This window comes from Bacteroides rodentium JCM 16496 (assembly GCF_000614125.1).
Taxonomy (GTDB): Bacteria; Bacteroidota; Bacteroidia; order Bacteroidales; family Bacteroidaceae; genus Bacteroides; species Bacteroides rodentium.
In genome coordinates this window covers 1-13,701 of the sequence record NZ_BAKJ01000067.1, presented here as the reverse complement: position 1 = coordinate 13,701, position 13,701 = coordinate 1, and the positions used below count along the sequence as shown (strand labels likewise).

The following is a 13,701-nucleotide window of genomic DNA, read 5'->3' as shown; positions in this document are numbered from 1 at the left end:
AAAATGGGCTGCATGCCATTACCAAGTAAAGCATGCAGCCCATAAATGTCATCATTCAGTATTATTGAATCAGCCTTCAATGGCAGCCTGCGCCGCAGCCAGACGTGCAATGGGCACACGGAACGGAGAACAGCTGACATAATTCAAGCCGACTCTGTGGCAGAACTTCACAGAAGAAGCTCACCTCCATGCTCGCCACAGATACCGCACTTCAAGTCCGGACGGATAGCACGTCCCTTTTCAGTAGCCATGCGCACCAACTGTCCTACGCCATTCTGATCGAGTACCTGGAACGGGTCTACTTTCAGAATCTTCTTCTCCAGATAAATCGGGAGGAAGGAAGCGATATCGTCGCGTGAATAACCGAATGTCATCTGAGTCAAGTCGTTCGTACCGAATGAGAAGAACTCGGCAGAGGAAGCAATGCGGTCGGCAGTCAAGGCGGCACGCGGAATCTCAATCATTGTACCTACTTTGAAGTCAATGCTGTCACCCACTTCTTCAAACAGCTGGGCAGCCTCAGCACGAATCACTTCTTCCTGCTGCTTGAACTCATACAAAATACCGGTCAGAGGCACCATGATTTCAGGATGGGTTTCAACGCCTTCCTTCTTCAATTCCAAAGCAGCGCCCAGGATAGCACGTGTCTGCATCTGCGTAATTTCAGGATATGTATTTCCCAGACGGCAACCACGATGCCCCAACATCGGATTATGCTCACAAAGCGCCTCAACACGTTGCTGGATATACTGGAGGCTTACACCCATCGTATCTGCCATTTCCTGCTGTCCCTTCAGGTCATGGGGAACAAACTCATGCAAAGGAGGGTCAAGCAGACGTACAGTCACCGGACAACCTTTCATTGCCTTGAAAATTCCCTTGAAGTCAGCTTGCTGGTAAGGAAGAATCTTAGCCAGAGCCTTGCGGCGTCCATCTGCATTTTCTGCCAGAATCATCTCGCGCATGGCTTTAATCTTCTCGCCTTCGAAGAACATGTGTTCCGTACGGCAAAGACCGATACCCACCGCACCAAAATTGCGTGCCACTTGTGCATCATGCGGAGTATCTGCATTGGTACGAACCTGCAGCTTCGTATATTTATCTGCCAAATCCATCAGTTCCGCAAAGTCACCGGACAGCTCAGCCGCTTTTGTCTCCACCTTGTCTTTATATACTTCACCGGTGCTTCCGTTCAAGGAGATATAATCACCTTCTTTCAACAGTACACCATCCACTTCCACTGTACGCGCCTTGTAGTCGATGTTCAAGGCACCTGCACCGGACACACAGCACTTACCCATACCACGCGCCACCACAGCTGCGTGTGATGTCATACCGCCACGTGCCGTCAGGATACCTTCGGCAACTGCCATACCTGCCAAGTCTTCCGGAGAAGTCTCGATACGCACCATTACCACACGCTTGCCGGCAGCATGCCATTCGGCGGCATCATCGGCAAAGAATACGATTTGTCCCGTAGCGGCACCAGGAGAAGCGGGAAGACCACGGGTCAATACCTTGGCTTGCTTCAGAGCTGTCTTGTCAAATACCGGGTGGAGCAATTCGTCCAACTTATTGGGCTCACAACGCATCAATGCGGTTTTCTCGTCAATCATACCTTGATGGAGCAAGTCCATGGCAATCTTCACCATAGCGGCTCCGGTACGCTTACCGTTACGGGTCTGGAGGAACCAGAGTTTACCCTCTTGTACGGTGAACTCCATATCCTGCATATCACGGTAATGGTTTTCGAGCTTCGTCTGCAAAGCATCCAGTTCCTTATAGATTTCCGGCATAGCCTCCTCCATGGAAGGATATTTGCTGACACGTTCTTCTTCGCTTACACCGGCCAGTTCAGCCAACGTTGAGAACCTATTTTTGTAATCTGTTGCGGAGTACGGATACCGGCAACCACGTCTTCACCTTGTGCATTAATCAAATACTCGCCATTGAAAAGGTCTTCACCGGTAGCAGCATCACGGCTAAAGCAAACACCCGTAGCAGAGCTCTCGCCCATATTACCGAATACCATAGCCTGAACGCTTACGGCAGTACCCCATTCGTCAGGAATTCCCTCCATCTTACGATACAAGATGCGCGTTCGTTCATCCAAGAGTTGAATACGGCACAAACGGCACCCCACAACTGCTCGTAGGCACAAGTCGGGAAGTCTTTTCCGGTTTGTTCTTTCACCGCAGCCTTGAACTTCTTCACGAGTTCCTTAAGGTCTTCCACCTCAAGCTCGTTATCCAGCTTCACGCCTTTAGCATGTTTCACCTCTTCTATAATAGCCTCGAACGGGTCTACATCTTCCTTGTTCACCGGCTTCATGCCCAGCACCACGTCGCCATACATCTGCACGAAACGACGGTAAGAGTCCCATGCAAAACGTGCGTTGCCCGTCTTGCGCGTCAAGCCTTCCACCACTTCGTCATTCAAACCAAGATTCAGGATAGTGTCCATCATGCCCGGCATGGAAGCACGTGCACCCGAACGTACGGAAACCAGCAACGGATTCTCCACATCACCGAATTTGGAACGCATCAGTGTTTCCACATGAGCGATGGCTTGTTCAACTTCGTTCTTCAACAGAGCAACGACTTTATCCTGCCCCATTTCATAATATTCCGTACAAACTTCTGTCGTTATTGTAAAGCCCGGAGGAACCGGAACCCCTATAAGGTTCATTTCTGCAAGGTTGGCACCTTTCCCACCCAAAAAGTTTCTCATATCGGCCTTTCCTTCTGCCTGGCCGTTACCAAAGGTATAAACTCTTTTTTTGTCCATAATATAAATTTAAAGTTTTTGATAGTGATTTCTCTTTTCTGTTCGCAAATCTAAGTATATTTCGCAGACTAGAAAACTTTTTCAGAAAAAACTTTATGCTAAAATGCAATTTCGACATTGCAATCTTTAATATTTCATTTCATAGAGAGAAATCCCGAAAAAATGTCTATTTTTGCCGAAGAATTTATTAGATTGGTGTAAAAGTGGCAAGAAAGAGAAAAGAACTTCCCCTATTGGAGAAGGTGACAATTACGGATGTGGCTGCCGAAGGAAAAGCCATCGCAAAAGTCAATGATTTGGTGATTTTCGTACCATATGTCGTCCCCGGCGATGTAGTTGACCTGCAAATTAAGAGAAAAAAGCATCATTATGCTGAAGCCGAGGCTGTGAAATTCCATGAATATTCGGCAGTACGGGCAGTTCCATTCTGCCAACATTATGGTGTATGTGGCGGTTGTAAATGGCAGGTTCTCCCCTATTCCGAGCAAATCAAGTATAAACAAAAACAAGTAACAGACAACCTCACCCGCATCGGCAAAATAGAACTGCCGGAAATTTCTCCGATATTAGGTTCAGAAAAAACTCAGTTCTACCGGAATAAACTGGAGTACACTTTTTCCAACAAACGCTGGCTGACGACAGAAGAGGTTCAGCAGAATGTAGTGTACGAACAGATGAATGCCGTAGGCTTCCATATTCCCAATGCTTTCGACAAAGTGCTGGCCATAGAGAAGTGCTGGCTGCAGGACGATATATCCAACCGCATCCGCAATGCAGTACGCGACTATGCCTATCAGCACAACTATTCCTTCATCAACCTGCGTACGCATGAAGGAATGCTACGCAATATGATTGTACGTACCTCTACCACCGGCGAACTGATGGTAATCCTCATCTGCAAGATAGAGAAAGAGGAGGAAATGGCTCTGTTCAAGCAAATGCTGCAATACATAGCAGATACATTCCCCGAAATCACTTCCCTGCTATACATTATTAATAATAAATGCAACGACACCATCACCGACCTCGAGGTACACACCTTCAAGGGGAAAGACCACATCTTTGAGGAAATGGAGGGACTGCGCTTCAAGGTAGGTCCCAAATCTTTCTATCAGACCAACTCCGAGCAAGCCTACAACCTCTATAAAGTAGCGCGCAACTTTGCCGGACTGACCGGCAACGAGCTTGTTTATGACCTTTATACCGGCACGGGCACCATTGCCAATTTCGTATCCAAGCAAGCACGCCAGGTAATCGGCATAGAATATGTACCCGAAGCCATTGAAGACGCCAAGGTCAATGCCGAGATTAACGGAATCAAAAATACATTGTTCTTTTCCGGAGATATGAAAGACATGCTGACACAAGACTTCATCAACCAATATGGTCGTCCCGACGTCATCATCACCGACCCTCCCCGTGCCGGAATGCACCAGGATGTAGTGGATGTCATTCTGTTTGCCGAGCCCAAACGCATCGTATACGTCAGCTGCAATCCGGCTACGCAGGCGCGCGACCTGCAACTGCTCGATGTGAAATATAAAGTAAAGGCCGTTCAACCGGTAGACATGTTTCCGCACACCCACCACGTGGAAAACGTAGTATTATTGGAATTAAAAGATTGAAAGTCCAGGTCGTTTCAATCGTAAATTGTAAATTGTCTAATCGTAAATTAAAACCAGTCGTGGCAAAAGAAAAAATTACAGCAAGAGCCCGCACACAATATACGGACTACATGGTGAAGGAACCAATGGAGCTCATGGAGTTCCTGGCAGCTAAAATGCCGGATGCCAGCCGCACCAAGCTGAAATCATTGCTGAGCAAACGCATTATATATGTGGACAGCGTCATCACTACACAATACAATTTTCCCCTGAAACCGGGTATGAAAGTACAAATCAGCCGCGAGAAGGGGCGCAAAGAGTTCAACCATAAACTGATGAAGATTGTATACGAAGACGCCTACATCATCGTGATAGAGAAGATGCAGGGCTTGCTGTCTGTCAACACTGACCGGCAAAAGGAACGTACCGCCTATACCATCTTGAATGAATACGTGCAACGCTCGGGCAAGCAGCACCGTGTATACATCGTACACCGCCTGGACCGTGACACTTCCGGTTTGATGATGTTTGCCAAAGACGAGAAGACCCAACGTACACTACGCGATAACTGGCACAACATTGTAACAGACCGGCGATATGTAGCCGTAGTTGTCGGCGAAATGGAAAAAGATGCAGGAACCGTAGTTTCTTGGTTGACGGACCGTAAGCTGTATGTATATTCCAGCCCGACAGATGATGGGGGGCAAGAGTCCATTACACACTACCGCACCATCAAGCGCGCCAATGGATATTCCCTCGTTGAGTTGAATCTGGAAACAGGACGCAAGAATCAGATACGTGTACACATGCAGGATTTGGGGCATCCCATTATCGGTGACGGACGCTATGGACTGGAAGACGTAAATCCTATCGGACGCTTGGCCCTGCATGCTTTCAAACTCTGTTTCTATCATCCCGTCACGGGAGAGCTGATGCGGTTTGAAACACCTTATCCGGGAGAGTTCAAGAAATTGGTTTTGAAGAATAAGTAAAAAGCTGACATACAATAAAAAACGGAGCAATTGATTTGCTCCGTTTTTTATTGATAAGCATGTCGTCATTGCCGACGCATACGAAAAGGCTGTCCGTGAATATTATCTTGATATTCCCTCCAGCTATTATACCAAGTACCACTGAAAGAATAAGAATCAGCCATGGCTCCTTCAATGTAAGCCATGCTGCCATCATCATAGAATTCCAATTCCATCAGATTGTAAGCCCCACTAACCCAATTCCATCTGAAAAGCAAATAATTCGGGTCGCCATATGAACCAATAGTACCTTGGTTGCGCGCGTTAAAGGTCATAATCGTCCCCCTACCCCAAGTATATGCCCCGAAATCTATTTCTTCAGATGTATACCATTCACCGGGCAGATTATATTCCGTTTCTTCCTCACTATCACATGATGTCAATCCTAATACAAGGACAAACAACAATAACATTTTTGTGTATTTCAACATATTATTCATAAGCCATACTTTATTTATAATTAGCATCTACCATCATAACAACCACTCCATCCAGTTTACCGGATAAATAATGTTCGCGCACCCATACATTATCAAAGTACTTGATTTCACCGGCACCATAATTCAGAGTCAACCCCTCCATAGACTTATCCATCCATTTCCAAGTAAAAGTACGTGAAGTCGTTTCATAGGGACGGGACTCGCCTCCGCGATAATGCTCCCAGATTTCCTGTCCAGAATTATCAGCCTTGGCAAACTTCAGCTGATGACTGCATAACACTTCAACTCCATCTTTGTTTTCCGTCTGATATTCTTCTATCCACGTCTTCCCACACAATTTGTCGTCGCTATTCTGCATGGTATAATATACATCATCCCCACAAGACGCCAGCCCAATCGTAAATACACACAACAGCAATATCTTCACATAATTCAAAGTCTTCATAAGTTATCGAGTTTAGTTAATACTTGCGGACAAACATACACAAAAAAAATGAAACACTTAATACTTATCCTGGAATTTCTTGTAGAAGACAAGGAATAAAATAAATCCCATCAGTGCAAACGGTACGCCTGCCAATGCGGGATAACGGTATCCTCCACTCAAGGCAAGACCTCCGATATAGGCTCCGATAGCATTCCCCAAATTGAAGGCCATCTGCACACAAGCGCCTCCCAACATTTCTCCTCCAGGGGCCACACGAATCATCAACACCTGCTCCGGACTGGAGACGGCAAACAAACCTGCCGTACAGAGTGTCATCAATATTGCCGAACACCACGGATAGGGCGAGAGTAAAAATATCAATAATAAAATAACACATATCATCCCTTGCACCACCGTACCTACCTTTCCCGGAGTGTACCGGTCGGACATGCGCCCACTGACCAGATTGCCGGCAACCATTCCGAATCCTGCCAGTACCATCAGCGCCGTAATGCTTTCCGCACTAAAACCGGAAACCTCAGTCAGCAACGGGGTGATGTAGCTATACCAGCAGAATACGCCACCGTTGCCCAAAGCCGTAGCTCCCAATATGAGCCACGGCGCCGGCTTCTTCAAAAAACGGAACTGCCCTTTAAATCCCGTGTCTTTCAGACCTTCGACCTGCGGTACCCAACGCCATATGTAGTACAATGTTATCAATCCCCAGGCACCTACCAGCAGAAACGTGGCACGCCAAGACAGCGTATGGCTCAACGAAGTACCCAACGGCACCCCAAACAGATTGGCCACAGTCATTCCCGCTATCATAATTGAAACCGCCTCCGAGCTTTTCCCCTTATCAGCCAATTTTCCCGCAACAATGGAAGCCACCCCAAAATAAGCGCCATGAGGAAGTCCGGAAACAAAACGTCCCAACAGCAAGACCCAATAATTGGGTGCCATAGACGCACAAATATTACCCACAATCATTAATGTCATCAAAACCAGCAGAATCTGCTTCAACGGACGTTTGCGGGCCAGGAGCAGCATGGGCGCACCAAAACAGACACCCAACGCATACGCAGAAATGAAATGACCGGCCACGGGAATGCTGATTCCCAAATCAGTAGCCACATAGGGCAAAATGCCCATCATCGTAAATTCGGCAATCCCCAACCCCAATGTACCGAATGCCAATGCAATAAGACTCTTCTTCATACCTTAAAAAAACAACCTATATTTTTTACCGGGCGCAAAGATAAGGACATTGCATTCTCCAAATAAGAAGGATACCGAATTATTTTCAGTATCCTTCTTCATTTTTTATCTTATATCAATCGTATACCCACCATTAAAGACTTCTCCCGGTACCAAGTGCTGCATCCAGTCCTTATTCTTATATTCACCCTTATAATGGGCACTGTCACAACGCCCGTACCACGGCTCGATGCAGACAAACGGAGCATTCTTGGCCGGAGGCGACCACAGCCCCACCACCGGAGTGTCGAAATACAGACTGAGATAGGGTTTCTTCTCCTTATTATATAATGTAACTTCTTTCACTTGACTGTTTTCCAGAATCAGGGCATCATTATCAAAGGAGTGTATGTCCAAAGGCAGCAGGCCATCTGTCAACTCAAGCAAATATTCCTTATCCGGAGCGGCACATCCTTTCTCGGAGATAAGGATATAGTGCAAACCTTCCGTCTTATCAAAGCCGAAATATCCACGGTCCGTTGTCTCCGTATCATAATCCGGATAATAGAAAGCCGGATGGGCCCCTATCTGGAAGTGCATTTCGCGTGTTCCGGTATTGATGACTTTCCAAAGCACTTCAACCTTCTTTCCTTCTATCCGATAGCCTATCTCAAGGCAAAACGGGAAAGGATATTTCTTGCGTGTTTCCTCACTGTCAACCAGTCGATAGCGTACCTCATCTTCCTGTTCAAATATCAATTCAAAATCCATATCGCGGGCAAAACCGTGTTGCGTCAATGCGTAGGAAACGCCTTCGTGGCGGTATTCATTCTCCCAAACGCTGCCTACAATGGGAAAAAGCACCGGAGAATGCCGTTTCCAGAAAGCAGGGTCTGCCTGCCAAAGATATTCTTTTCCATCATGCAAGATACTGCATAACTCGGCCCCATGCGAGGAGACTTTAATTGTCAGTTCTGAATTAAAAAGTGTTTTCATATCATATATAATTTTGTTATTTTCTCATATAGTATACTTGAAAGCATTGATGCTTATATCTAATCTTCAAGCTTGCCTCCCTTCTTACTCTTATTACTAATACTTTTGATGACATTCAGATAATCTTGTTCCACATCACTGAGCGTGCGTTGTTTGTATTTACAATACTCGTTTGTAGCATGTTCCATGGCTTCTAAATGTGACACTTTACCCGAATCCATTAGCAGTTGCTCACCGGTCATGGTAAGAATCCTATCCAGATAATTAGCCCAATCATTCATAGTCATTGGCTGTTCTTTTTCAGCTTGCCGCTCTGCAAAGTCAAGATAACCGGACACCAGTTGTCCCATGGCTCTGAGTTCCTTTTCATCCAAATAGTTCTTGGCAGTACGGGCTTCGGTCAGCGTGGGTTGATTCCCTTTAAACGTAAGGAGTCCCATAAAGTCTTTTTCCGAATCAGCACGTTCCACAATCAGTTCTGCAGCGGTACGGCCATGGATGGCGAAGTGTATCTTGTTTTGCACCTTTTTAAAGAACTCCTGCGAAACGGAGGCTCGCGGATCATAATCAATGCTTGTAGCATAGATTTCCAGCACCTGGCGGTAGAAGACTTTCTCTGTGGCACGTATATCACGAATGCGTTCCAACAGTTCCTTCCAATAGCCGCCACCGCCCAGCTTCTTTAGACGTTCGTCATCAAGGGTGAATCCCTTAGTGATGTATTCTTTCAACCGCAGAGTGGCCCATTGTCTAAAACGGGTCGCAATGATAGAACGGATACGGTAACCAAGAGCGATAATCATATCGAGATTATAAAACGGAATTTCACGATTTACCATGCGCTCACCCTCTTGACGAACCTGTCGGAATTTCCGACAAGTTGCCTCTTCCTCTAATTCACCTTCTTCGTAGATGTGCTTTATATGTTCTACGACGTTGGTTCTTGATGTCTGATACAACTCGCACATCTGCGCTTGAGTAAGCCACAAAGTATCTTCCTCAAGCTTCACATCTATTTTAGTCAGACCATCATCGTCTGTATAAATCAGTATTTTGTTATTCTCTTCCATCTTCATTCATTCTACTTTCATATAAATACAGTCCATACTTTATTTAAGTTTCATACCTTCCCGTGTTGCTCCAAAAAGAAACGCTTCTGTTGTTCTATCTCACGGTGCAGTTCTTCTTCGGTGGGCATATAAGCCATATATTTGGCTGCAAAAAGCTGTTCATTGCCATTAAGCACGGAGTAACGGGCAATGGTTTTATCTGTTTCGGTACAAAGTAACACACCAATGGTAGGATTGTCCGATTCATCCTTCACAAGGTCGTCATACATGCGCACATACATATCCAGTTGTCCCACATCTTGGTGGGTTAGCTTATGCGTTTTCAATTCAAAAATCACAAATCGCTTCATTTTGAAATTGTAGAACACTAAATCGATGTAGAAATCGTCGGTTTCCGTGGTAATATGTTGCTGCCGTTCCACAAAGGCAAAGCCGCGTCCCAATTCCAAAATAAACGTTTCAAGATTCGCAATTAAAGCTTGTTCTAACTCTGACTCAGTATATTGTGTATCACGTCTGAATCCCATAAATTCCGCCACCACAGGGTTCTTAATGTATTCCATAGGGTCGTTGTCCGATATATCGGGAGCAGGTAATGACAAATGTTCACGCTGGCAGGCTAATCTACGTTCGTAATATTGGGTAGAAATATTACGGTCGAGTGTACGCGTACTCCACATTTGTTCGGATGCTTCTTTCATGTACCATAAACGACCTTCAGGCGAAGTTTCACGCATGATAATACGAAAATGAGTCCATGTAAGATTGTGAACGCGTGCGTTCACGATCTCTAAATCACTGAACATTAGATAGAATTGGCGGTAATAATCCAGGTTACGTTTACTATATGAATTACCATAAAGAGGCACCAATCTATCAGCCAACTCTTTAATCAGTTTCTTGCCATATTGCGCTCTGACTTTACCCTGCTGCTCTTCTTCTACAATTCGTTGCCCTAAAAGCCAGTTGGTAACAATAACACTTTGTTCTACTGCTGCATAGGCTGTAGTTCTTCCTCGTTCAATGATGTGGCGTACATCATCAAACAGGTTGTGATTTTTTTGTATTTCTGCCATAACTTTAATTCCTGCCATAGTCATAAGTTTTCTCTTATTGTTCCTTGGCTTAGTATATTTGGTAAGTGCTTCATAAAACAATTTCTTTCGTTTCCTTGTTACAAGGAGTCTTTTCACCGATATATACGGTTTTGACATAAATACTCTCTTCTGCCTCCCGCAAATTGAATGTCACATCCTCTTTTGTAAAGATATAAAGACATCCATATTCTGCACCTATTTGTGACATATATGCCGTAAGTTGCGATAAATAGTGTCGTGTATCTTTCCCTTCTTTATACAACTTTACTTCTATTACAAAAGGTTCTCCTTGACATTTTATATAAAAATCCATTTCACCATTTCCTGTTGAAACGGAGTTATGAGCCTCAAATCCTGCAAATTCTGTGCCTTGATCAAAAAGAAATAAGAAAAGATCTTTTTGAAGTTCAAGTTCACTTTTACTACCTATAGACTCTAGCTTTTCAAATCGTTCTATTCGTTGTTTGTATCTATCCAACAAATATAAGATATATGATTCCTCCTGTAATTGAAATATTATATAATCTAATATTGGTCTGATAACATCGGTTTTAAATAGCATCGTAGAATCGTTCGTTTCCCCATTCTTATCCAGCCATTTGCATTTTTTGTAATAACCATCAAGAGTCTTACTCGCTGATTTAATATACGCAAGCCAATGTAGGCAATAAGAAATATAATATTCATAATCCGCTGTCACATCTCTGATATAAGAGAACCACTCTTTGTTGAAATGCTCTTTTAATACATCCTCTGCTATGGGATGTTTCTTTTTCAGCGCCTCAATAATTACTTTACAGCAAGGGATGTTCAACACTTGTGTCAACAAAACGTCTGTATAAACATTAAACAACGTATTAGACTGTCTTTCTAAATAGGCTTTATAATAAGTTTCTATTCTATCTATGATTCTATTTCTATTGTCCATAATATTCTTCTTCTGTTATAGGAGTTTCCGGGTCAACTATCTTCACCTCATCATAAGTGAGATTATAGAGGTGATATACTAAACAATCGATTTTTTGTTCTTCGGCAGAAATATCTGCCGAAGGATTGGTACGTTTAGCTGATAAAATAGATTTGACAAGAGTAATAATATCATTATCAAACATCCCCTTAATCTTGGTAGGAATAGGCAATATTCTAAATTCTGCAACTCTTATTTTGGGGAATAAATCATCAAACTCATTAAACTTATGCTTTACATAAAAGATAAAGAGTTTAGAAGCCAATAATCCTTGAATTAATTCACAGCTAAAATCTGACTCATTTTTTGGCTTTGCTATATAAAGACTTCTGTCTATTTTAAAAGGTTCACTAATGATTGTACATACTAATCTATTGGATAAGATTTCTCTGAAGATAATCCTTTTGCCCTCAAAATATTTTGTATCTCGTGGTGCTGCAAGCCATTTTCCATAACTTATCCAATGTACCCCATCCCATTTATAATAATATGTACCAACATGCCGCCCTTTTAATTCTGGCACAAAAGAATCGTCTTTTTGTGAGTCTGAATGGTAGGCTCTTGATTTAATAATATCTTGACTTTGTCCAGTTAAAGCATCATAAGGATTAATGCCTCTTGTAATATCAAATAGAGTCTCTATACAACAAGAGTCTTTTTGCACTTTATTGATAATACAACGCACATCCTCAGTATTCTCTACATCAAGTATATATCCATCATTATTTTTAAATGCATCAAGAGATATTTTATGCTTTGTCTTATATTGCCCATCCTCTACATATACAACATTCAACTGCTTGTTATTAGAATTCTTACATCCCACAAATACAGCAGTATCAACAGAAGCATTTTCAAAGGCATTAGCAATCTTAGGTACTATAATACTTAATCTAATATCATCTAGCATGAACAATCTAATCTTTGATTGAGCAACATTTTTTAGCCATGGGTTCGGTGTAATATAGCTAATGATTCCTTGATGAGATAAAAGCTTTACTCCCTTTTCCATAAATGCGATATATAAGTCAACTTGATAAGAAGACGTTGAATATTCTGTATGAATAAGTTTCTTTATAACGGCATTTATTTTACGTACAAACGGTGGATTTCCAATCACAATATCAAATCCTTCTTTCCCTTCTGCAAACACATTACTAAACATGATTTCCCAATCAAAAAAGTCAATATCGGTACGAGCACGTTCATGTAATGTTCCATTTCCTCCAAGCAAATTACGGAGAGCTGCTATCTTTCGTACACACTCTGCTTTACGTTTATATATTTCATTAGCCTTGGCTACATTTTTCTTTATTTTACCAGAAGTCTCATTATAGATGTCATATTGATGTAAACTTTCACTCGCAGCCTTTCCTTTTTCCATTCCAAGCTGTTCTTCTACAATATCTAGTAACAGATGTTTTATTTCAATCTCCTTTTTCCATTTCGCTTCCCCACTGAGATTGTAATAATCACTTTGCATATCAAATAATTGCCGCTTCATTTTGCTCAAACGTGTTCGGGCATCATTGGTCTTGGAAAGATCCAAACATTCTCCACTAAATGTTGTAAACAAAGAGTTCCCGCGCATAATACGGTAGTCAAGATTAGGAAGCGCATGAGGTTCGGTTTCATCCACAACCAACGAAAGCCAAAAACGAAGACGAGCTATATCCACTGCCCCTTGTTCAATGTCCACACCGAAAATGTTATTTTGAATAATGTGGCGCTTAATGTCTGACATTGAAGTATCTTCCAACTCACCCCGACAACGAGCTATCAAATTGAGCATTCCCATAGGAAATGCGCCCGAACCAATAGCAGGGTCACACACCTGTACTTGAATAAGAGTATTAGTCATTTCCTCTCGTTGTCTTTGAGTAAGATGTTCATTCACAGAGGGGGCTATCACAAATTTACGGATAGTTTCTTCATTCCACCCTTTGTTTTCGCAATGTTGCTTAAGGTAGGCAATAAGGCTTTCACTACACATATAGTGTACTATCTCCTTGGGAGTATAAAAAGCACCTTTTTCCTTATTGTCTTCCAACAGGTTTTCAAAAATTTTACTCAACATTTCCGGGT

At 43.1% G+C, this 13,701-nt stretch carries 10 protein-coding genes and 1 pseudogene; 2 read left to right on the top strand and 9 right to left on the bottom strand.

Annotation, left to right across the window (positions count from 1 at the left end):
* Positions 1–69: 69 nt before the first annotated feature.
* A pseudogene (gene ppdK, locus JCM16496_RS19220) lies at positions 70–2,787 on the bottom strand (pyruvate, phosphate dikinase).
* A 203-nt stretch (positions 2,788–2,990) separates the two neighbouring features.
* Between ppdK and rlmD the strand changes: the two are divergent.
* Together rlmD and JCM16496_RS19210 are read left to right on the top strand one after the other, a co-directional pair.
* On the top strand, positions 2,991–4,412 hold the full coding sequence (gene rlmD, locus JCM16496_RS19215; protein WP_025836215.1) for a 23S rRNA (uracil(1939)-C(5))-methyltransferase RlmD: 1,422 nt from the start codon (positions 2,991–2,993) through the stop codon (positions 4,410–4,412).
* Positions 4,413–4,471: 59 nt separating this feature from the next.
* The gene (locus JCM16496_RS19210; RefSeq protein WP_025836214.1) at positions 4,472–5,383 is read left to right on the top strand and encodes an RluA family pseudouridine synthase; all 912 of its coding nucleotides are present in this window, start codon (positions 4,472–4,474) and stop codon (positions 5,381–5,383) included.
* A 65-nt stretch (positions 5,384–5,448) separates the two neighbouring features.
* Here JCM16496_RS19210 and JCM16496_RS19205 read toward each other — a convergent pair whose 3' ends face one another.
* The 8 genes from JCM16496_RS19205 to JCM16496_RS19170 all read right to left on the bottom strand — a co-directional run.
* Complete coding sequence (locus JCM16496_RS19205; RefSeq protein ID WP_005836471.1) at positions 5,449–5,862, bottom strand: hypothetical protein; 414 nt, start codon at positions 5,860–5,862, stop codon at positions 5,449–5,451.
* Between the two features lie 10 nt (positions 5,863–5,872).
* A complete protein-coding gene (locus tag JCM16496_RS19200; RefSeq protein WP_025836213.1) occupies positions 5,873–6,307 on the bottom strand; it encodes a hypothetical protein in 435 nt (144 codons plus the stop codon).
* Positions 6,308–6,364: 57 nt separating this feature from the next.
* Complete coding sequence (gene araJ / locus JCM16496_RS19195; protein WP_025836212.1) at positions 6,365–7,507, bottom strand: MFS transporter AraJ; 1,143 nt, start codon at positions 7,505–7,507, stop codon at positions 6,365–6,367.
* Between the two features lie 105 nt (positions 7,508–7,612).
* Complete coding sequence (locus JCM16496_RS19190) at positions 7,613–8,482, bottom strand: aldose 1-epimerase family protein (protein WP_025836211.1); 870 nt, start codon at positions 8,480–8,482, stop codon at positions 7,613–7,615.
* A gap of 59 nt (positions 8,483–8,541) precedes the next feature.
* Positions 8,542–9,552 carry a virulence RhuM family protein gene (locus JCM16496_RS19185; protein ID WP_025836210.1) on the bottom strand — a complete coding sequence of 337 codons (1,011 nt, stop codon included), beginning with the start codon at positions 9,550–9,552 and terminating at the stop codon, positions 8,542–8,544.
* A 50-nt stretch (positions 9,553–9,602) separates the two neighbouring features.
* Positions 9,603–10,646, bottom strand: coding sequence for a PDDEXK nuclease domain-containing protein (locus JCM16496_RS19180; protein WP_244440500.1), 1,044 nt, complete (start codon positions 10,644–10,646; stop codon positions 9,603–9,605).
* Between the two features lie 52 nt (positions 10,647–10,698).
* A complete protein-coding gene (locus JCM16496_RS19175; RefSeq protein ID WP_025836208.1) occupies positions 10,699–11,577 on the bottom strand; it encodes a DUF8371 domain-containing protein in 879 nt (292 codons plus the stop codon).
* Positions 11,567–13,701: Eco57I restriction-modification methylase domain-containing protein (locus tag JCM16496_RS19170; RefSeq protein ID WP_025836207.1), on the bottom strand; the 2,135-nt coding region annotated here is incomplete at its 5' end. The genes JCM16496_RS19175 and JCM16496_RS19170, both read right to left, overlap by 11 nt.

Excerpts from the sequence above, each read along its gene's own strand:
- JCM16496_RS19180 (WP_244440500.1), bottom strand. The coding sequence starts at position 10,646 with ATGGCAGGAATTAAAGTTATGGCAGAAATACAAAAAAATCACAACCTG.
- JCM16496_RS19185 (WP_025836210.1), bottom strand. The coding sequence starts at position 9,552 with ATGGAAGAGAATAACAAAATACTGATTTATACAGACGATGATGGTCTG.
- JCM16496_RS19190 (WP_025836211.1), bottom strand. The coding sequence starts at position 8,482 with ATGAAAACACTTTTTAATTCAGAACTGACAATTAAAGTCTCCTCGCAT.
- JCM16496_RS19200 (WP_025836213.1), bottom strand. The coding sequence starts at position 6,307 with ATGAAGACTTTGAATTATGTGAAGATATTGCTGTTGTGTGTATTTACG.
- JCM16496_RS19205 (WP_005836471.1), bottom strand. The coding sequence starts at position 5,862 with ATGAATAATATGTTGAAATACACAAAAATGTTATTGTTGTTTGTCCTT.
- araJ (WP_025836212.1), bottom strand. The coding sequence starts at position 7,507 with ATGAAGAAGAGTCTTATTGCATTGGCATTCGGTACATTGGGGTTGGGG.
- JCM16496_RS19175 (WP_025836208.1), bottom strand. The coding sequence starts at position 11,577 with ATGGACAATAGAAATAGAATCATAGATAGAATAGAAACTTATTATAAA.